The sequence below is a fragment of the Dermacoccus sp. MPR-E5 genome (genome assembly GCF_058809565.1).
The window spans coordinates 106,511-124,116 of the sequence record NZ_JBXASS010000003.1 but is presented as its reverse complement, the minus strand read 5'-3'; the positions used below and the strand labels follow the sequence as shown (position 1 = coordinate 124,116).

Sequence of the window (17,606 nt, the reverse complement as noted above, 5' to 3'; positions counted from 1 at the left end):
GACAACGCCGGTCGGGTCTGCCACGATGACTGGTATGTCCAAGAAGGCCAAGAGCGAGTCGCCCGAGGCGCCCGAGAAGGCAGCGAAGAGCGCCTCCTCGTCGTCGAAGGTCGCCACCAAGAGCGACACGACCAAGTCGGCGAAGAAGGCGGGAACGTCGTCGAAGACGTCCGCCAAGACCACGGCCGCCGGGGGAGCGTCCACGAAGACCACGACGTCTGACGCGCAGCCGAAGAAGAAGTCGGCTGGCAAGGCGTCGAAGAAGTCGTCCTCGAGCAAGAAGTCGGCTGACACGACGGCGAAGTCCGACGCGAAGAAGAAGTCCGAGGCGACGAAGAAGTCCGAGGCGAGCGCGGCCAAGACGGCGGCCACGTCGAAGACCGCCGAGGCGGAGGCACCGACGGCGAAGGGCGAGAAGAAGGCGGAGAAGTCGGCGTCCGACGCCACGTCCGAGGCGAAGAACGTCGACACGTCGACGAGCACGGCTCGCCTTGCGCCCGCCAAGGTGGCTCGTCTCAAGCAGGCCGAGGAGGTCATCGCGAACGTCGGCCGTGACAAGGCGACGCGCAAGGAGACGAAGAAGTTCAAGGCCGTCAAGAGCGACTTCGCCTCGGCGCTGCGCGTCGGTGAGGGGTTCGTCCTCGCCGACCTGGACGCGTCGTCGACGCCCGCGTTCGACGGCGGGCCCAAGAAGGCCGAGAAGGTCATGCGCAAGACGGGCGACGAGCTCGCTGACCTGCAGGAGCGGCTCTACGCGAGCGAGCGTCACCCCGGCGGGCGCAGCGTCCTGCTGCTCGTGCAGGGCATGGACACCTCCGGCAAGGGCGGCATCATGCGTCACGTCGTCGGCACGATGGACCCACAGGGCGTCGAGCTGACGGCCTTCAAGACGCCGACGAAGGAAGAGCAAGCGCATCCGTTTCTGTGGCGCATCCGCAATGCGCTGCCCAAGCCCGGTTATGTCGGGGTGTTCGACCGTAGCCAGTACGAGGACGTCCTCGTCGTGCGTGTCCACGACCTCGTCTCGCGACCGGTGTGGATGCGTCGCTACGGCCAGATCAACGCGTTCGAGGAGTCGGCCGTCGCGAATGGCACGACGATCATCAAGGTGATGCTCCACATCTCCGCCGACGAGCAGAAGGCGCGCCTTGCCGAGCGTCTCGAGGACCCGGAGAAGTTCTACAAGTTCAACCCGGGCGACCTCGTCGAACGCTCCTACTGGAGTGAGTACCAGGAGGCCTACCAGGCGCTGCTGGAGAAGACGTCGACGGACGTCGCGCCGTGGTTCGTCGTCCCGGCCGACAACAAGTGGTATGCGCGTCTTGCTGTGCAGCAGCTCGTCCTCGAGCACCTGCGCGCCCTCGCCCTCGAGTGGCCGGAGGCGACGTTCGACGTCCCCGAGCAGCGCGCTCGCCTCGAGAAGCTCTGACGTACACGCCGCGGGCCGGGTCCGTACGAGCACGGCCGGCGGCGCGCCAGGCACGAGAAGACGAACATGACGAGGGGGTGACCGGTTCGATCGAACCGGTCAGCCCCTCGTCATGCGTTCGTCAGCTCTCTGTGCGTGGCGCCTGCAGCACCGCGAGGGTGCGCGGGGGCAGCTTGACGGTGTCGCCGCCGCTCAGTTCGACGCCTGCTTCGGCGTCCTCGGGCAGGCTGGAGATGGCGAAACTCCACTCCGAACCCTTCTTGACGACCTCGGGGATGACGAAGTGCGTCTCGTCGTGGCCGGGGTTGAACAGCAGCAGGAAGTGGTCGTCGACGACCGACTGGCCCTTCGCATCCTGCGCGTGGATCGCGTCACCGTTGAGGTAGACCATGATCGTGCCGGCTCCGGAGGCCCAGTCGCCGTCCTGCATCTCCTCACCGTTCGCGCCGAACCAGACGATGTCGCCCCAGTCGCTGCGCCCACCGTGCTCGGCGTCGCCGGCGAAGAAGCGTCGACGCTGGAACGCCGGGTGCGTACGACGCAACGCGATGAGCTGCTGCGTGAACTCCAGCAACGAACGGCGACGGTCGTCGAGATCCCAGTCGATCCAGGAGATCTCGTTGTCCTGGCAGTACGTGTTGTTGTTGCCGCCCTGCGTGCGTCCCAGCTCGTCACCGTGCAGCAGCATCGGCACGCCTTGGCTCAGCATGAGCGTCGCGAGGTGGTTGCGAATCTGACGATCCCGCAGCGCGAGCACGCTCGCGTCATCGGTCTCGCCCTCGACGCCGCAGTTCCAGCTGCGGTTGTGCGATTCGCCGTCGTTGTTGCCCTCGCCGTTGGCGTCGTTGTGCTTCTCGTTGTAGCTGACGAGGTCGCGCATCGTGAAGCCGTCGTGCGCGGTGACGAAGTTGATCGACGCGATCGGTCGACGCCCCGAGTGCGCGTACAGGTCGCTCGAACCAGTGAGACGGGAGGCGAACTCGCCGAGCGAACCCGGCTCACCACGCCAGTAGTCGCGCACGGTGTCGCGGTACTTGCCGTTCCACTCCGTCCACAGCGGCGGGAAGTTGCCGACCTGGTAGCCGCCGTCACCGACGTCCCAGGGCTCGGCAATGAGCTTGACCTGGCTGATCACCGGATCCTGCTGGATGATGTCGAAGAAGGCGCTCAACCGGTCGACCTCGTGGAACTGACGCGCGAGCGTCGCAGCGAGGTCGAAGCGGAAACCGTCGACGTGCATCTCGTTGACCCAGTACCGCAGCGAATCCATGATGAGCTGCAGCACGTGCGGGCTGCGCATGAGCAACGAGTTGCCCGTGCCCGTCGTGTCGAAGTAGTGCGCCTTGTTGTCGTCGACGAGGCGGTAGTAGTTCTCGTTGTCGAGGCCGCGGAAGCTCAGCGTCGGGCCGTTCTCGTTGCCCTCGGCGGTGTGGTTGTAGACGACGTCGAGGATGACCTCGATGCCCGCCTCATGCAGCGCCTTGACCATCGCCTTGAACTCGGTGACCTGCTGACCGCGTTCACCACTCGCCGAGTACGCGTTGTGCGGCGCGAGGAAGCCGATCGTGTTGTAACCCCAGTAGTTCGTCAGGCCCTTCTCGACGAGCGTCGTGTCCTGAACGAACTGGTGCACCGGCATGAGCTCGATCGCCGTCACGCCGAGGTCGACGAGGTGCTGCACGATCGCGGGGTGACCGATCGCGGCGTACGTGCCACGGATCTCCTCCGGCACGTCCGGGTGCGTCATCGTCAGACCCTTGACGTGCGCCTCGTAGATGACGCTCTGGTGGTACTCGTGCTGCGGCGGGTGGTCGTGACCCCAGTCGAAGTAGGGGTTGATGACGACGCTCAGCATCGTGTGAGCGAGCGAGTCGTCGTCGTTGCGCTTGTCCTGCTCGAGGAAGTAGTAGCTGAACAAAGACTCGTCGCCGTCGATCTGACCCTCGATCGCCTTCGCGTACGGGTCGAGCAACAGCTTGTTGACGTTGCAACGCTGCCCGTTCTCGGGGTCGTACGGGCCCTCGACGCGGTAGCCGTACCGCTGACCGGGCTGCACGCTCGGCACGTAACCATGCCAGACGTGGCCGTCGACCTCCGTCAGCTCGATGCGCGTCTCGACCATGTCGTCGTCGACCAAGCAGAGGAAGACCTTCTCGGCCGCTTCCGAGAAGATTGCGAAGTTGACGCCGGTGCCGTCGAACGTGGCACCGAGGGGGTAGGGCTTGCCCGGCCAGATATCCATGGCGTCTACCTAACCATGAAGTAGGACGCGCTCGTCGCACGCCGGTTCGGGCGTGGACACGGCTGCGGCGAGCCTCCCCGCCTTCCGCGACGAACGCCGCTAACGTGCTCGGGTGAGCGAGCAGGCGGAGCAGGATCAACCGTCGATGCTGCGTACCCGCGCCCGCCGCGTGGCGCGCCGCGTGCCCGGCCTCTACGCCGTGTGCCGCCTCGTGCTCGAGACGCTGCGTCAGTGCATGCGCTACCGCGTCACCGGCCTCGCCTCCGAGGCGGGTTTCTTCGCGTTGCTGTCCTTCCCGCCGCTCGTCTACGGCCTGCTCGGCGTCATGGGCTACGTCGGCGGCGCCCTCGGCGGACGTACCGTGGACGACATCGTCCGCTCGATCGAGCGCTACCTCGAGGGGATCCTGTCGGGGGAGGCGCTGCAGAACGTCGTCATGCCGACGCTGCACGACGCGCTCGAGGGCGGACGCCCCGACGTCGTCTCCATCGGCTTCCTGCTGTCGCTGTGGTCCGGTTCGCGGATGATCAACGTCATCGTCGACACCATCTCGATCATGTACGGCCAGGGCGGCGTGCGCGGCATCGTGCGCGCCCGTGCGCTGTCGGTGACGTTGTACTTCGTCTCGCTGCTGTTCATCGGCGCCGTGCTGCCACTCATCGTCATCGGCCCGGATCTGCTCGGACGCATGCTGCCGCCCGGTCTGCTGTTCCTGCTGACGCTGTACTGGCCCGTCGTCGGCGCCATCACGATCGTCGGGTTCGCGACGCTCTACTACATCGCGACACCTGTGCGCACGCCATGGGTGCGCGACCTGCCCGGCGCCGGATTCACCCTCATCGCCTGGGTCATCATCTCGCTGTTCCTGCGCAGTTGGTTGTCGGCGTCCGTCGGCGGCATCTCGATCTACGGCCCGCTCGCGGCAGCGATCATCGCGCTGATCTGGCTGTACTCGTTGTCGATCGCCGTGCTCATCGGTGCCGCGCTCAACAGTGCCGTCGCGCGGCTGTGGCCGGTCGCCGCCGCGCCCGTCGGAGTGCGTGCGCGGACGCGTGGGCTCATCGAGGAACAGGTGGCCAAGGTGCGTTCACGGGCGGGCGACGACGCCCCGTACGACCAGGAGAACGAGACGTCGGCCGGCGCCAGGCATGGGCGCCCGTACGGCGAGCGAGCTGCCGTGGTGGATCGTGGGGCGCGGCCCGACGGTGGCGTGGTGACGCAGGGCGAAGCCGCCGCCGAGTCTGCTCGCCCCGACGACATGGCGCAGCGTCGCAGCGCGTGACGCGGCATCCGCGCCGCCCACGTTGCGCGTGAACGTGAGCATCGGTTAGTGTTTCCTCTCGTTGCAGCGCGACAGCGCAGTAGCAGGCGGACATAGCTCAGTTGGTAGAGCGCAACCTTGCCAAGGTTGAGGTCGCCGGTTCGAGCCCGGTTGTCCGCTCTGTGTCTTCTTGGACACGCACGGTGCGAACCGTGTTCGGTGGAGTGGCCGAGAGGCGAGGCAACGGCCTGCAAAGCCGTCTACACGGGTTCAAATCCCGTCTCCACCTCGGGCGATTGGCGCAGCGGTAGCGCGCTTCCTTGACACGGAAGAGGTCACTGGTTCAAACCCAGTATCGCCCACCAGAACAGAACACAGCCACGATGCTCCCACGGCCCGGCCGTCGGGAGCATCGTGCTGTTCCGCTGCCGGCTGCCAGCTGCCGGCTGGGCGAGAGATCCCGGGCCGGTGTGCGGGGGACGCCGTGGGTGCGGGGCCCGGCGGCCATCGCCCGGAAACGCGTCATGGATGACGCGTTGTGGGGCAATGTCGAGCGGCGCAGGCGGGCGGCGGCCGTCGACCGACGTGCAGCGGGCCGGCCGGCTTTCCTTGGTGCGTCTCATCTGCGCATGATGGCGTCATGACGAATGAATCGAACTTCGACCTCGGCTCCATGGACGGCTACGCGGATCAGGCCCAGGCCGCCGACGACGTCACGGGCGAGGCGTACGAGAACATGCTCGACCAGGGGTTCACGACGCCGGAGCGCGAGCCGAACGTCGAGCGCTGGGAGAACGAGCACGAGACCCTCGACGAGCGCCTCGAGGAGGAGGTGCCCGACGTCGACCCCGACTCGGCGTACGGCAACCCCGACGGCGTTCCGTCACCTGACGACGAGTTCGACGACACGCGCGTCGGCCGCGTCGTCGCCCCCGACGAGGGCCTGGCGGAGGATCGCGAATCCGAACTCGTCGCCAAGGACGACGGTTTCGCGGGTGGCGCCTCGAGCGCTGAAGAGGCTGCGCTGCACTTCACGGACGGTCGCGACGCGGCGGGTTTCGACGACGGCATCGTCGACGAGCCCGGCGCCTGATCGAGCGGACGCAGAGTGCGAGGCCGCCGGAGCGTCGCGGTGCGCCGCCGTCAGCGGGATCCGAGCGTGAGGATGAGGTCGGCCATGCGCTGAGGGCGGTCGAGCATGACGAAATGGCCGGATCGCTCGAGGACGGCCTTCCGCACGTCTGCATCGGCGGCGATTTCGCGCGCCTGGCGCAGCACGGCGCGCACCCAACGGGTTGGCGTGCGTCGCTGCAGGCGCCCGTTGGCGGCGACGACGAGCGTCGGCAACTGCGGCGTCAGCGGTGACGTCGTGCGCAGCGCATGCAGCTGACGAACGCAGGACGAATATGCCGACAATTCGTGAAGACAGGTCTCGAGCACGCTGATCGACGCCATCTCGTCGCGCAGGCCGGGGACCGATCGCGCGAGTGAACGACGCGCGGGCACCGCCAGCGTGCGAATCGTGGGGCCGCAGACCCGCCAAGCAGCGACGGCCGAGCGGCTTCACAGGGCTGCCGCCAGGAGTCGTGCGCGTCGGCCCGATCGAGGCGTCTCGGGCTCGGCGGAGCCGTCCTCGGCGAGTGACCCGTCGAGCAGGACGAGGGCCGCGGCCTGCTCCGGGGCCATGCGCGCCGAGGCTTCCGCCACGACAGCCCCGAAGGAATGACCGACGAATGTGACAGGGCCCGGCACGCCGAGCGCGTCGAGCGCGTTCAGCAGGTGCGCTGCGTCGTCCTCGAGCATGGCCGGCGCGCCGGCCGTTGCCTCGGGCCGGTCGGCGTCCGCGCGCTCGACATCGGGACGTGCGGCATCAGGACGTGCGGCGGCTCCAGGGTGCTCGACATCAAGGCGTTGGGCGTCAAGGTGCCCGGTGCCAAGTCGCTCGTCGGCGGGACGTTCGACGACGATGACGCGATGGGTGGCCGACAAGCATTGCGCGACAGGCGCCAGTCCCACACGAACGACGCGATGCCGGGGGAACAGGCGAGCGCGGGCCCGTCGCCTGCGTCGAGAACGCGCGTCGCGCGCCCGGCCACGCTGATCATCGGGAAGCGCGCCGCGAAACGGCTCAGCAGGGGAGGCCGAGGACGAATCGGACGCCCGGCGGTGGCCCGGCCCGGCGAATCGATGCGGCCCGCATCGTGGCGGCGCACCACGTCCGCACGGCGACGCGTTCGCGACGGCGGATCGAGACGTGACCGACGGCCGCTGCGGCGTCGTGGTCGAGGCGCAGCCCCCGCCACACGATGCGCAGGCGGGCGTAGGACAGCGCGGAGATGACGACGAGCAGCACCCCCGAGAGGCCGTCGGTGGTGCGCAGGAGCGTCGCGGCTGGGCGTCCGGAGACGAAGTACGCCGAGGCGTACGACGGTCCACGGATGCAGCTGCGGATCGAGCAGCGGCGCGATGAGCCAGGTCAAGTACGCACGGCCGTGATGAGGCACAGTCGGCGTGAAGCCAGCGACATCCGTCCCGCCTTCGTCGTCGCGATCGCGCACTCGTCGAGCGGCGTGCGTGGGCCCCGATCCCCGTCGACTCAGCGATGCCGATTTGGTGAACGCGCGATGATCCGGGTAACGTTCTCGTCGTTGCCGAGGGCGGAAAGCCCGAGGAAACAGGCGGACATAGCTCAGTTGGTAGAGCGCAACCTTGCCAAGGTTGAGGTCGCCGGTTCGAGCCCGGTTGTCCGCTCCATTCCCATATCTGGGGCGATTGGCGCAGCGGTAGCGCGCTTCCTTGACACGGAAGAGGTCACTGGTTCAAACCCAGTATCGCCCACCATCACATCAAGGCCTTCGGCGTGTCGCCGGAGGCCTTGATGCACATTCGGCCAAGACTGATCGAGACTCGCTCTCGCAGGAACCGTCTCCCTCAGGCAGGGGCCGAGCACGCAGCGTCCGTGACCGCCGCACGATCCAAGGGGAGCGCATGAGCGCCGAAGCCACGCACCGACCAGGAATCGCCCAGTGGACGACGTGGGCTCCGATCCTCGGAGCCGTCGTCCTCGCGGCCACCTGGGGACGCAGCCTGCCGGGCGTCGTCGCCGTCCTCGTCACCGCGGCGTTGTTCGGCGCTGTTCTCGCCGCCGTCCACCACGCCGAGGTCATCGCCGCAAAGGTGGGCGAGCCGCTCGGTTCGATCGTCCTCGCGGTCGCCGTCACCGTCATCGAGGTGGGGCTCATCGTCACCCTCATGGCCTCCGGCAAGGACGGCGTCGAGACGCTTGCGCGCGACACGGTGTTCGCGGCGCTCATGATCACGATCAACGGCATCGCCGGTCTGTGCATCTTCCTCGGCGCGGGGCGCCGCGGGTTGGCACGCTTCAACCCGGAAGGGTCGGCGGCCGCGCTGGCGGGCGTCGTCACCGTCGCGGGGCTGTGCCTCGTGCTGCCGACGTTCACCTCGGCCCGCAGCGGGCCGGAGTTCTCGCCGTCGCAGCTCGCGTTCGCCGCGATCAGCTCGATCGGTGTGTACGCGATGTTCGTCCTCACCCAGACGGTGCGTCACCGCGACTTCTTCGTGCCCGTCGACCGCGCCGGCAAGCCGCTCGACGACGAGGACGCCCACGGCCCGGCCCCGTCGACGCGCGCCGCGCTCGTCAGCCTGGGCCTGCTCGTCGTGGCGCTCGTCGCCGTCGTCGGTCTGGCGAAGGTGCTGTCGCCGTCGATCGAACAGGCCGTCGACGCCGCGGGCTTCCCGCAGAGCTTCGTCGGCGTCGTCATCGCCCTCGTCGTGCTGCTGCCGGAGACGCTCGCCGCCGCGAAGTACGCGCGCGCTGGACGCGTTCAGAACAGCCTCAATCTCGCGTACGGCTCGGCGATGGCGAGCATCGGCCTGACGATCCCGACGCTCGCGGCGCTGTCGCCGTTCCTGTCGTCACCGCTTGAACTGGGCCTCGGCAGCATGCACATCGTGCTGCTCGTGCTCAGCCTCGTCGTCGGCATCCTGACGATCGTCCAGGGCCGCGCGACGCGGTTCTCCGGGTGGATCCTGCTCGTGCTGCTGTTCGCGTACGTTTTCCTCGCCGCGAATCCGTGACCGTGACCCGCGTCCGGGCAGAGGGCGTGCGTCCTCGGTAGGTCGCCACGTGGCCGGGCTCATCCGCTGCGGCGCATCCGCCTGCGCGGGACGCGGCCGGACTACTGTGGCCTCTCGTGATCGACGCTCTCGCCGCCAGCACGGATCGTGCGCTCTTTCGCGACGTCACGGCGTGGGACGTCGAGGCGGTGACGTCGGATCCCGACGATCTCGAGCACGGTTTCCACGTCGTCGTGCAGACGTTCGAGGGCGAGCTGTTGGCCGCGCGCATGCGATCGGTGGTGTGGCACCCGAGGCAGCCGTGGCGGGGGAGTGCGGCCCTGGCCGAGCCGCCGTCAAGGCCCGCGGAATGTCACGTCGAATGGCGATCGTCGCTGTCGCGCGACGCCTACTGCGACGGCGTCGAACGGATCCGCGAGCACATCGCGGCAGGCGACGTGTACCAGGTCAACCTCTGTCGGACGCTGACGACGGACGCCGCGCTCGACCTCGACGTCCTGTTCCGCGGCGTGCTCGCCCACAACCCGGCGCGTCACGCCGCGCGTATCGACATCGCGGGCCTGCCGCAGATCGTCAGTGCCTCGCCGGAGATGTACCTCGCGCGCGAGGGCGCCGTCATCAGTTCCGCGCCGATCAAGGGCACGTCGACGTGTCCGGAGACGATGCTCGCGAAGGACGTGACGGAGAACGTCATGATCACCGACCTCGTGCGCAACGACCTGCAACGTGTCTGTGTGCCCGGCTCGGTGCGCGTCGATCCGCTGCTCGAGATGCAACAGCACCCCGGCCTCGTCCACCTCGTCTCGACGGTGTGGGGCGAGGTCTGTGACGGCGTGACGTGGGCGCGGCTGCTCAGCGCGACGGGGCCGCCCGGCTCGGTGTCGGGCACCCCGAAACGGCGGGCTCTCGACGTCATCGAATCACTCGAGGTGGGGGCGCGCGGGCCGTACTGCGGCGCCATCGGGTGGATCGACGCCGATCGGGGCGCCGCGGAGCTGGCCGTCGGCATCCGTACGTTCTGGCAGAAACTCGCCGGGGGTGGGGCTGCGGCCGCGAACGGGCACGGGATATCGTCTCCGTCGACCCACTTCGGGGTGGGCGCCGGGATCACGTGGGATTCGGTGCCTACGGCAGAATGGGATGAGACCGAACTGAAGGCACATCGCCTGCTCGCCATCGCGCGGGGCGCGGCACTGGAGGAGACACCATGAGCATCCGGATCTGGGTCGACGGTCGCCGCGTCGACGGCGGCGCGGCCATCTCACCGATCGACCACGGCATCACCGTCGGCGACGGCGTGTTCGAGACCGCCAAGATCGACGGCGGCCGCGTGTTCGCGTTGTCGCGTCATCATGATCGGATGGATCGCAGCCTCGCCGGCCTCGGCCTGCCGAAGCTCGATCGCGACCGCATCGACGAGGGCGTCAAGGCCGTGCTCGAGGGTGAGCACATCGACTTCGGGCGCCTGCGCTACACCGTGACCGGCGGCGTCGGCCCACTTGGTTCGGATCGCGGCGACGCCCCGCAGACGTACATCGTGACGGCGGGCGCCGTGCCGCGACCCGCGCCGACGACGAAGGTCGCGACGGTGCGCTGGACGCGCAACGAGAACTCGGCCGTCGCCGGGTTGAAGACGACGTCGTACGCGGAGAACGTCGTCGCGCTCGCCGCGGCCAAGGAGGCCGGCGCGAGCGAGGCGATCTTCTCGAACACGCTCGGCAACCTGTGCGAGGGCACCGGGTCGAACATCTTCGTCGTGCTCGGTGAGCGCGTCGTCACGCCGCCGCTCGAGGACGGCCCGCTCGCCGGCATCACGCGCGCGCTGACGATCGAGTGGGCGCGCGAGGCCGGCGTCGAGATCGCCGAGGAACACCTGAGCTTCGACGTGCTCGACGAATGCGACGAGGCGTTCGTCACCTCCTCGACACGCGACGTGCAGGGCGTGCACGCCATGAACGACCGGGCGCTGTGCGACGAGGGCACCCCCGGACCCATGACCTCGCGCATCGCGGCGATCTTCGCCGAGCGTCAGGGTGAGCTGCTCGGCTGACGGCGGGTTCCCGTCGGGTCTGCCTCGGCGTGGGGTTCCCTCGACACGGGGCGGCGCGATGTCGTGGCGGTTGATGTGGGTTGACGTCGGTTCACGCCCGGCCGTGAAGTCTCCCGCGCGCGGCGTTGGAATGGTCGGCTCAGGCGCCCCCGTTAGGCTTGGCTGTCATGAGCTCGACGACCTCCGCCCGCGACGCTGATTCCCGCGATTCTCGAGAGCCCGGGCAGGGCGAGGAGCACGACTGGGAGTGGCGTCGACGCATCCGCGCCAACCCGAAGAGCGCGCGACTGTACCGCATCGGCGTCGGTGTGCTCGGCGCAATCGTCGTCATCGTGGGCATCGTGCTGCTGCCGTTTCCGGGGCCGGGCTGGCTCGTCATCTTCCTCGGCCTCGGCATCTGGGCGAGCGAGTTCGAGCGCGCGCAGCGGCTGCTCGGCTGGGTACGCGCGAAGGTGCAAGCGTGGTGGGACTGGCTCGAACGCAAGGGCTGGTGGGCGCAGGCGCTGGCCGGTCTCGCGACGTTCGCGCTCGTCGTCGCGATCTTCTGGGCGATGTTCGCGGTGTCCGGGGTGCCGGGATGGTTGCCGGACTTCGCCGAGAACTGGCTCGACGACGTGCCGGGGCTCGGCGGCTGACGCGCCGGCCCGTTTGGTGTTCATCGACGCCGTGGGCTAGTGTTTCCCGCGCACCACACGGATGTATAGCTCAGTTGGTTAGAGCGTTCGCTTCACACGCGAGAGGTCAGGGGTTCGAGTCCCTTTACATCCACCATCAGGACGCGGAATCATCGGATTCCGCGTTTTTTGCGTCCCGCGGACACCGCTGGGCCGCCGATGGAAGGAGCGCCCATGCCCGTCCTGCTCGCCGCCGTCACCGACTCGCCCCTCGACGTCGACGCCCACGTGCGCGCCGTCGACGACGCACGTCAGGGCGCGTGCGTGACGTTCGTCGGGACGGTGCGCAACCACGACCCGGAGGCTGACGGCGAGGTCGTCGCGCTCGATTACACCGCGCACCCGAGCGCCGCGGCGACGTTGCGCGAGGTGGCGGAGGCCGTCGTCACGCAGCTGGATCCGTACGGTGAGACACGCGTGGCCGTCAGCCACCGCATCGGACGCGTCGCGGTGGGGGAGAGCGCCATCGTCGCCGCCGTCAGCTCGCCGCATCGTGCCCTGGCGTTCACGGTGTGCGGCGAACTGGTCGACCGCATCAAGCACGACGTCCCGCTGTGGAAGCAGCAACACCTGCGCGACGGCAGCGCGGTGTGGTCCGGGCTGCCGTCATGATCGACCTGCCGACACCCCGCGTGCGCCGTGCCCTGCGCGGCGAACTCTCCACCGCTGCAGGCGTTTCGGATGACGGTCCGCTCGTCGACTCGTTCGGGCGGGTGCATCGTGACCTGCGCATCTCGCTGACCGACAAGTGCAATCTGCGTTGCACCTACTGCATGCCTGCCGAGGGTGTGCCGCTCGCGCCGCGCGACTCGTTGTTGGCGAGCGACGAGATCGTCACGGTGGCTCGCATCGCCGTCGAGGCCGGCATCGACGAGATCCGCCTCACGGGCGGCGAACCGCTGCTGCGCCCCGACATCGTCGACCTCGTCGAACGCCTGGCGGCACTCGAGGGGCCGGGCGGGCGCCCCGAGTTGTCGATGACGACGAACGCCGTTCGGCTCGCGCAGTTGGCGAAACCGTTGCGCGACGCGGGCCTGGCGCGACTCAACGTCAGCCTCGACACGCTCTCGCCCTCGCGTTTCGCGACCATGACCCGTCGGGATCGACTCGACGACGTCATGACCGGTCTCGACGCGGCGCGCTGCGCCGGTTTCGCGCCGATCAAGATCAACACGGTGCTGCTGCGCGGTGTCAACGACGACGAGGCGCCTGCACTGCTCGACTGGGCCCTCGCTGAGGGGCACGAACTGCGTTTCATCGAACAGATGCCGCTCGACGGCGGGCACGTGTGGAACCGCGCCGAGATGGTGACGGCTGCCGAGACGCTCGCCCTGCTGCGTCGCACGCACTCACTGGACGCGCTGCCCGGACGCGGCGCCGCCCCGGCCGAGCTGTACGAGGTCGACGGAGGCCCGGGCCGCGTCGGCATCATTGCGAGCGTGACGATGCCGTTCTGCGGCGCGTGCGACCGGCTGCGGCTCACCTCCGACGGACAGCTGCGCTCGTGCCTGTTCGCGCGCGGCGAGACCGACGTGCGCTCGGTGCTGCGCAGCGGTGGCGCGGACGCCGATGTCCGCGCCCGCATCCGAGCCTGCCTCGCCGGCAAGCAACCCGGCCACGGCATCGACGAACCCGGATTCCTCCAGCCGCCGCGGCCGATGAGCGCCATCGGCGGCTGAGCGATCGATGGCGCGCCTAGGTCGGGTAGTCGGGTCGGTGCACACGTGGGTGCCAGGCTCGCGCTGCGGGGCGCCGGCGCGTCGTCCCGCCTCCCCAGGCCTGCCGACTGAGTAGTTATGCACTGTTTTGGCATAACTACTCAGTCGGGGTATTCTGAAGGCATGTCCAAGGTCTTGACTTCCCTGCCCGTCGGCGAACGCGTCGGCATCGCCTTCTCCGGTGGCCTCGACACCTCCGTGGCCGTCGCCTGGATGCGCGACAAGGGCGCCGTCCCCTGCACCTACACCGCCGACCTCGGCCAGTACGACGAGGACGACATCGAAGGCATCCCGGGCCGTGCCGGCCAGTACGGCGCCGAACTGTCGCGTCTCGTCGACTGCAAGAAGGCGCTCGTCGAGGAGGGTCTCGCCGCCATTGCGTGCGGCGCGTTCCACATCCGCTCCGGCGGGCGCACGTACTTCAACACGACGCCGCTGGGTCGCGCCGTCACGGGCACGCTGCTCGTGCGCGCCATGCAGGCCGACGGCGTGTCGATCTGGGGCGACGGCTCGACGTTCAAGGGCAACGACATCGAGCGTTTCTACCGCTACGGTCTGCTCGCCAACCCGGGCCTGCGCATCTACAAGCCGTGGCTCGACGCCGACTTCGTCAGCGAACTGGGTGGGCGCCAGGAGATGTCCGAATGGCTGACGGCGCACGATCTGCCCTACCGCGACTCGGCGGAGAAGGCCTACTCGACGGATGCCAACATCCTCGGCGCGACGCACGAGGCGAAGACGCTCGAGCACCTCGACGAGTCGATGGAGATCGTCAAGCCGATCATGGGTGTCGCGTACTGGGACGACGCGGTGAAGATCGACACCGAGGACGTCGTCATCCGCTTCGAATCGGGGCTGCCCGTCGCGATCAACGGTGACGACTTCGGCGGCGACGTCGTCGCCCTGTTCCAGGAGGCCAACGCCGTCGGCGGACGCCACGGGCTCGGCATGAGCGACCAGATCGAGAACCGCATCATCGAGGCCAAGTCGCGCGGCATCTACGAGGCGCCCGGCATGGCGCTGCTGTTCATCGCCTACGAACGGCTGCTCAACGCCGTCCACAACGAGGACACCATCGCCGCGTACCACAACGACGGACGGCGCCTCGGGCGGCTGCTGTACGAAGGACGCTGGTTCGACCCGCAGTCGCTCATGATCCGCGAGGGTCTGCTGCGTTGGGTGGCGTCCGCCGTCACGGGTGAGGTGACGCTGCGCCTTCGGCGCGGCGAGGATTACTCGATCGTCGACACCCAGGGCGACAACTTCTCCTACCACCCCGACAAGCTGTCCATGGAGCGCACCGAGAACGCCGCATTCGGCCCCGTCGACCGCATCGGGCAGCTGACGATGCGCAACCTCGACATCGCCGACACGCGTGGCAAGCTCGAGTTCTACGCCGCACGCGGCGGGCTGGGCAAGGCGCAGACCGACCTCGTCGGCCAGCTCGAGCCCGGTGGCGCGCAGCAGATCGCGTCGAACCCGAACGTCGACGCCGACGCTCTCGCACTCGACGAAGCGGCGATGGAGTTCGGCACGGACTGACCTGCCGAGACGTCGGCGCCGATCGACCAGGACATCGGCGCTGATCGACCAAGACATCGGCATCGGTCGAGGAAGGTTGCACGCTCGTCGCGTCCGGGCGGCAATGTGGTCGTCGGCTGGGCACGGCGCCGTCGACGACCGTCACCCAGGTTGGTAATGGCGGCCGAACCTCGCGAGTGTGGACGGGAATCGCGAGTGTGAATCCGCTCGCCGATGTGTAGAGGAACCGCGAATGTGGACGCAATCGCAGATGAGCACGGGCCCCTGACCCACCTGCGATTTTTGTCCACATCGGCGATCTACGTCCACATTCGTAGGAGATCCTCAGCAACGGCCGCCTCGCATCACCGCGGGCGACCAACGTCACGCCTGGGTGGTGCCGGCGGCTCGGCGTGGGGTGGTGGGGGGCACCCGGTAGCCTTGGCGGCACGGGCCGTGCCATTCGTACGTGTGCGGCCGAGTCTGCACGTCACGAACAAGGAGCACAGCCGTGTCCGAGAACATCACCCTGACCGTCAACGGCGAACCACGCGAGGTCGAGCAGGGCACGACGGGCACGGACCTGTTCGGCGGCGACAAGGCCGTCCTCGTCATGCGCATCGACGGTGAACTGCGCGACCTGTTCCGCGAGATCCCGGACGGCGCGTCCGTCGAGCCCGTCACCGCGCAGGACCCCGAGGGCCTCGCCGTCCTGCGTCACTCCGCGGCCCACGTGCTCGCGCAGGCGGTGCAGCAGATCAACCCGAGCGCGAAGCTCGGCATCGGACCGCCCGTCACCGACGGTTTCTACTACGACTTCGACGTCGCCGAGGCGTTCACGCCCGACGACCTCAAGAAGCTCGAGAAGGCGATGCAGAGGATCGTCAACGAGGGCCAGACGTTCAACCGCCGCGTCATCACCGACGCCGAGGGCCTCGAAGAACTCGCGCACGAGCCCTACAAGTGCGAGCTCATCGGCCTCAAGGGCAACGCTGCGAATGCGGCCGAGGGCGCGGAGGCCGAGGTCGGTGGCGGTGAGCTGACGATCTACGACAACGTCCGCCGCGACGGCACCGTCGCCTGGGGCGACCTGTGCCGCGGCCCGCACGTGCCGTCGACGAAGGTGCTCGGCAACGCGTTCAAGCTCATGCGTTCGGCCGCCGCGTACTGGCGCGGCAGCGAGAAGAACCCGCAGCTGCAGCGCATCTACGGCACTGCGTGGCCGACGAAGGACGAGCTGAAGGCCTACCTCGAGCGCCTCGCCGAGGCCGAGAAGCGCGACCACCGCAAGCTCGGCGCCGAGCTCGACCTGTTCAGCTTCCCCGAGAACATCGGCCCCGGCCTGCCGGTGTTCCACCCCAAGGGCGGCATCATCAAGCGTGAGATGGAGGACTACGTCCGCCGCCGTCACATCGAGGAGGGCTTCTCCTACGTCGGCACGCCGCACATTGCGAAGGAAGACCTCTTCTACACCTCGGGTCACCTGCCGTACTACGCGGACGGGATGTTCCCGCCCCTCGACGTCGACGGGCAGAACTACCGCCTCAAGGCGATGAACTGCCCGATGCACAACGAGATCTTCCGTTCGCGTGGGCGCTCCTACCGTGAGCTGCCGCTGCGCTTCTTCGAGTTCGGCACGGTGTACCGCGACGAGAAGTCGGGCGTGCTCTCCGGTCTGACGCGCGTGCGCATGATCACCCAGGACGACTCGCACAGCTACGTCACGCCCGAACAGGCGCCGGGAGAGATCAAGCACCTGCTCGACTTCATCCTCGGCCTACTGCGCGACTTCGGCATGAACGACTTCTACCTCGAGCTCTCGACGCGCGACGTCGACGGGGACAAGAAGGACAAGTTCATCGGCACCGACGAACAGTGGGACATCGCGACGAAGGTGCTGTCGGACGTCGCGCTCGAGTCCGGCCTCGAGCTCGTGCCGGACCCGGGCGGTGCCGCGTTCTACGGCCCGAAGATCTCCGTGCAGGCGCGCGACGCCATCGGCCGTACCTGGCAGATGTCGACGATCCAGTACGACTTCAACCAGCCCGCTCGTTTCGGCCTCGAGTACCAGGCGGCGGACGGTTCGCGCCAGCAGCCCGTCATGATCCACTCGGCGAAGTTCGGCTCGATCGAACGCTTCCTCGGCGTGCTCGTCGAGCACTACGCGGGCGCGTTCCCGGCGTGGCTCGCGCCGGTTCAGGTGCTCGCTGTGCCCGTCGCGGAGGAGTACTACGACTACCTGCAGGACGTCGCGATCAAGCTGCGCGAAGCCGGCGTGCGTGTCGAGGTCGACATGAGCGACGACCGCTTCCCGAAGAAGATCCGCAACGCGTCCAAGTCGAAGGCGCCGTTCATCCTGATCGCCGGTGAAGAGGACCGCGACAACGGCGCCGTCTCGTTCCGTTTCCGCGACGGGTCGCAGAAGAACGGCGTGCCGGTGGCCGACGCGATCGCCGAGATCACCCGCGTCATCACCGAACGTCAGAACACTGACCCGACGGCCGGCTGACTCCTGCCGCGACGACGACGCGCGCCCCCGAACCTCGCGGTTCGGGGGCGCGCTCGTGTGTTGGCATGTGCACCCGAAGGCCGGCGTTCGACACGGCCGGATGA

15 protein-coding genes and 6 tRNA genes are annotated in these 17,606 nt (G+C 68.4%); 17 read left to right on the top strand and 4 right to left on the bottom strand.

Annotation, left to right across the window (positions count from 1 at the left end; translation table 11 throughout):
• Nucleotides 1-34 precede the first annotated feature (34 nt).
• Nucleotides 35-1,429, top strand: a complete 1,395-nt coding sequence (locus AC1RS9_RS03125; protein ID WP_492920474.1) for a PPK2 family polyphosphate kinase — start codon at nt 35-37, stop codon at nt 1,427-1,429.
• Between the two features lie 121 nt (nt 1,430-1,550).
• Here the strand turns inward: AC1RS9_RS03125 and glgX are convergent, their stop codons facing one another.
• Nucleotides 1,551-3,671: a glycogen debranching protein GlgX gene (glgX, locus tag AC1RS9_RS03120; protein WP_062257431.1), complete on the bottom strand. Its 2,121-nt coding sequence runs from the start codon at nt 3,669-3,671 to the stop codon at nt 1,551-1,553.
• Between the two features lie 112 nt (nt 3,672-3,783).
• On the opposite strand from glgX, the gene AC1RS9_RS03115 reads away from it, so the two are divergent.
• From AC1RS9_RS03115 to AC1RS9_RS03095, 5 genes are all read left to right on the top strand, one after another.
• Complete coding sequence (locus AC1RS9_RS03115) at nt 3,784-4,953, top strand: YihY/virulence factor BrkB family protein (protein WP_006944521.1); 1,170 nt, start codon at nt 3,784-3,786, stop codon at nt 4,951-4,953.
• Nucleotides 4,954-5,039: 86 nt separating this feature from the next.
• Nucleotides 5,040-5,112: transfer RNA gene (locus AC1RS9_RS03110), tRNA-Gly, on the top strand.
• A 38-nt stretch (nt 5,113-5,150) separates the two neighbouring features.
• Nucleotides 5,151-5,221, top strand: a tRNA-Cys gene (locus AC1RS9_RS03105).
• Between the two features lies 1 nt (nt 5,222).
• Nucleotides 5,223-5,297: transfer RNA gene (locus tag AC1RS9_RS03100), tRNA-Val, on the top strand.
• A gap of 275 nt (nt 5,298-5,572) precedes the next feature.
• The gene (locus AC1RS9_RS03095) at nt 5,573-6,025 is read left to right on the top strand and encodes a DUF5709 domain-containing protein (protein ID WP_062256135.1); all 453 of its coding nucleotides are present in this window, start codon (nt 5,573-5,575) and stop codon (nt 6,023-6,025) included.
• Nucleotides 6,026-6,075: 50 nt separating this feature from the next.
• Here AC1RS9_RS03095 and AC1RS9_RS03090 read toward each other — a convergent pair whose 3' ends face one another.
• From AC1RS9_RS03090 to AC1RS9_RS03080, 3 genes are all read right to left on the bottom strand, one after another.
• Complete coding sequence (locus AC1RS9_RS03090) at nt 6,076-6,438, bottom strand: hypothetical protein (RefSeq protein WP_006944512.1); 363 nt, start codon at nt 6,436-6,438, stop codon at nt 6,076-6,078.
• A 57-nt stretch (nt 6,439-6,495) separates the two neighbouring features.
• On the bottom strand, nt 6,496-6,948 hold the full coding sequence (locus AC1RS9_RS03085; RefSeq protein WP_492920471.1) for an alpha/beta fold hydrolase: 453 nt from the start codon (nt 6,946-6,948) through the stop codon (nt 6,496-6,498).
• A gap of 112 nt (nt 6,949-7,060) precedes the next feature.
• A complete protein-coding gene (locus tag AC1RS9_RS03080; protein WP_492920469.1) occupies nt 7,061-7,285 on the bottom strand; it encodes a hypothetical protein in 225 nt (74 codons plus the stop codon).
• A 325-nt stretch (nt 7,286-7,610) separates the two neighbouring features.
• Here AC1RS9_RS03080 and AC1RS9_RS03075 point away from each other — a divergent pair.
• From AC1RS9_RS03075 to thrS, 11 genes are all read left to right on the top strand, one after another.
• Nucleotides 7,611-7,686, top strand: a tRNA-Gly gene (locus AC1RS9_RS03075).
• 12 nt (nt 7,687-7,698) lie between these two features.
• Nucleotides 7,699-7,773 (top strand) — tRNA-Val (locus AC1RS9_RS03070).
• A 147-nt stretch (nt 7,774-7,920) separates the two neighbouring features.
• Complete coding sequence (locus AC1RS9_RS03065; RefSeq protein WP_006944517.1) at nt 7,921-9,030, top strand: calcium:cation antiporter; 1,110 nt, start codon at nt 7,921-7,923, stop codon at nt 9,028-9,030.
• Between the two features lie 116 nt (nt 9,031-9,146).
• Nucleotides 9,147-10,241: a chorismate-binding protein gene (locus AC1RS9_RS03060; RefSeq protein WP_492920467.1), complete on the top strand. Its 1,095-nt coding sequence runs from the start codon at nt 9,147-9,149 to the stop codon at nt 10,239-10,241.
• Nucleotides 10,238-11,080, top strand: a complete 843-nt coding sequence (locus tag AC1RS9_RS03055; protein ID WP_492920465.1) for an aminotransferase class IV — start codon at nt 10,238-10,240, stop codon at nt 11,078-11,080. Before AC1RS9_RS03060 ends, AC1RS9_RS03055 begins: the two co-directional genes overlap by 4 nt.
• A gap of 167 nt (nt 11,081-11,247) precedes the next feature.
• Complete coding sequence (locus AC1RS9_RS03050) at nt 11,248-11,715, top strand: TIGR02611 family protein (RefSeq protein ID WP_115296277.1); 468 nt, start codon at nt 11,248-11,250, stop codon at nt 11,713-11,715.
• A 59-nt stretch (nt 11,716-11,774) separates the two neighbouring features.
• Nucleotides 11,775-11,851 (top strand) — tRNA-Val (locus tag AC1RS9_RS03045).
• Between the two features lie 77 nt (nt 11,852-11,928).
• Nucleotides 11,929-12,366, top strand: a complete 438-nt coding sequence (locus tag AC1RS9_RS03040; protein ID WP_006944537.1) for a molybdenum cofactor biosynthesis protein MoaE — start codon at nt 11,929-11,931, stop codon at nt 12,364-12,366.
• Nucleotides 12,363-13,433: a GTP 3',8-cyclase MoaA gene (moaA, locus tag AC1RS9_RS03035; protein WP_237723721.1), complete on the top strand. Its 1,071-nt coding sequence runs from the start codon at nt 12,363-12,365 to the stop codon at nt 13,431-13,433. The genes AC1RS9_RS03040 and moaA overlap by 4 nt, the downstream gene beginning before the upstream one ends.
• A gap of 162 nt (nt 13,434-13,595) precedes the next feature.
• Nucleotides 13,596-15,014 carry an argininosuccinate synthase gene (gene argG / locus AC1RS9_RS03030; protein ID WP_006944507.1) on the top strand — a complete coding sequence of 473 codons (1,419 nt, stop codon included), beginning with the start codon at nt 13,596-13,598 and terminating at the stop codon, nt 15,012-15,014.
• A 490-nt stretch (nt 15,015-15,504) separates the two neighbouring features.
• The gene (gene thrS, locus AC1RS9_RS03025; RefSeq protein ID WP_062257610.1) at nt 15,505-17,502 is read left to right on the top strand and encodes a threonine--tRNA ligase; all 1,998 of its coding nucleotides are present in this window, start codon (nt 15,505-15,507) and stop codon (nt 17,500-17,502) included.
• Nucleotides 17,503-17,606: the final 104 nt, after the last annotated feature.

Coding starts and splice junctions, on each gene's coding strand:
- AC1RS9_RS03125 (WP_492920474.1), top strand. CDS start 35: ATGTCCAAGAAGGCCAAGAGCGAGTCGCCCGAGGCGCCCGAGAAGGCA.
- glgX (WP_062257431.1), bottom strand. CDS start 3,671: ATGGATATCTGGCCGGGCAAGCCCTACCCCCTCGGTGCCACGTTCGAC.
- AC1RS9_RS03095 (WP_062256135.1), top strand. CDS start 5,573: ATGACGAATGAATCGAACTTCGACCTCGGCTCCATGGACGGCTACGCG.
- AC1RS9_RS03065 (WP_006944517.1), top strand. CDS start 7,921: ATGAGCGCCGAAGCCACGCACCGACCAGGAATCGCCCAGTGGACGACG.
- AC1RS9_RS03055 (WP_492920465.1), top strand. CDS start 10,238: ATGAGCATCCGGATCTGGGTCGACGGTCGCCGCGTCGACGGCGGCGCG.
- AC1RS9_RS03050 (WP_115296277.1), top strand. CDS start 11,248: ATGAGCTCGACGACCTCCGCCCGCGACGCTGATTCCCGCGATTCTCGA.
- AC1RS9_RS03040 (WP_006944537.1), top strand. CDS start 11,929: ATGCCCGTCCTGCTCGCCGCCGTCACCGACTCGCCCCTCGACGTCGAC.
- moaA (WP_237723721.1), top strand. CDS start 12,363: ATGATCGACCTGCCGACACCCCGCGTGCGCCGTGCCCTGCGCGGCGAA.
- argG (WP_006944507.1), top strand. CDS start 13,596: ATGTCCAAGGTCTTGACTTCCCTGCCCGTCGGCGAACGCGTCGGCATC.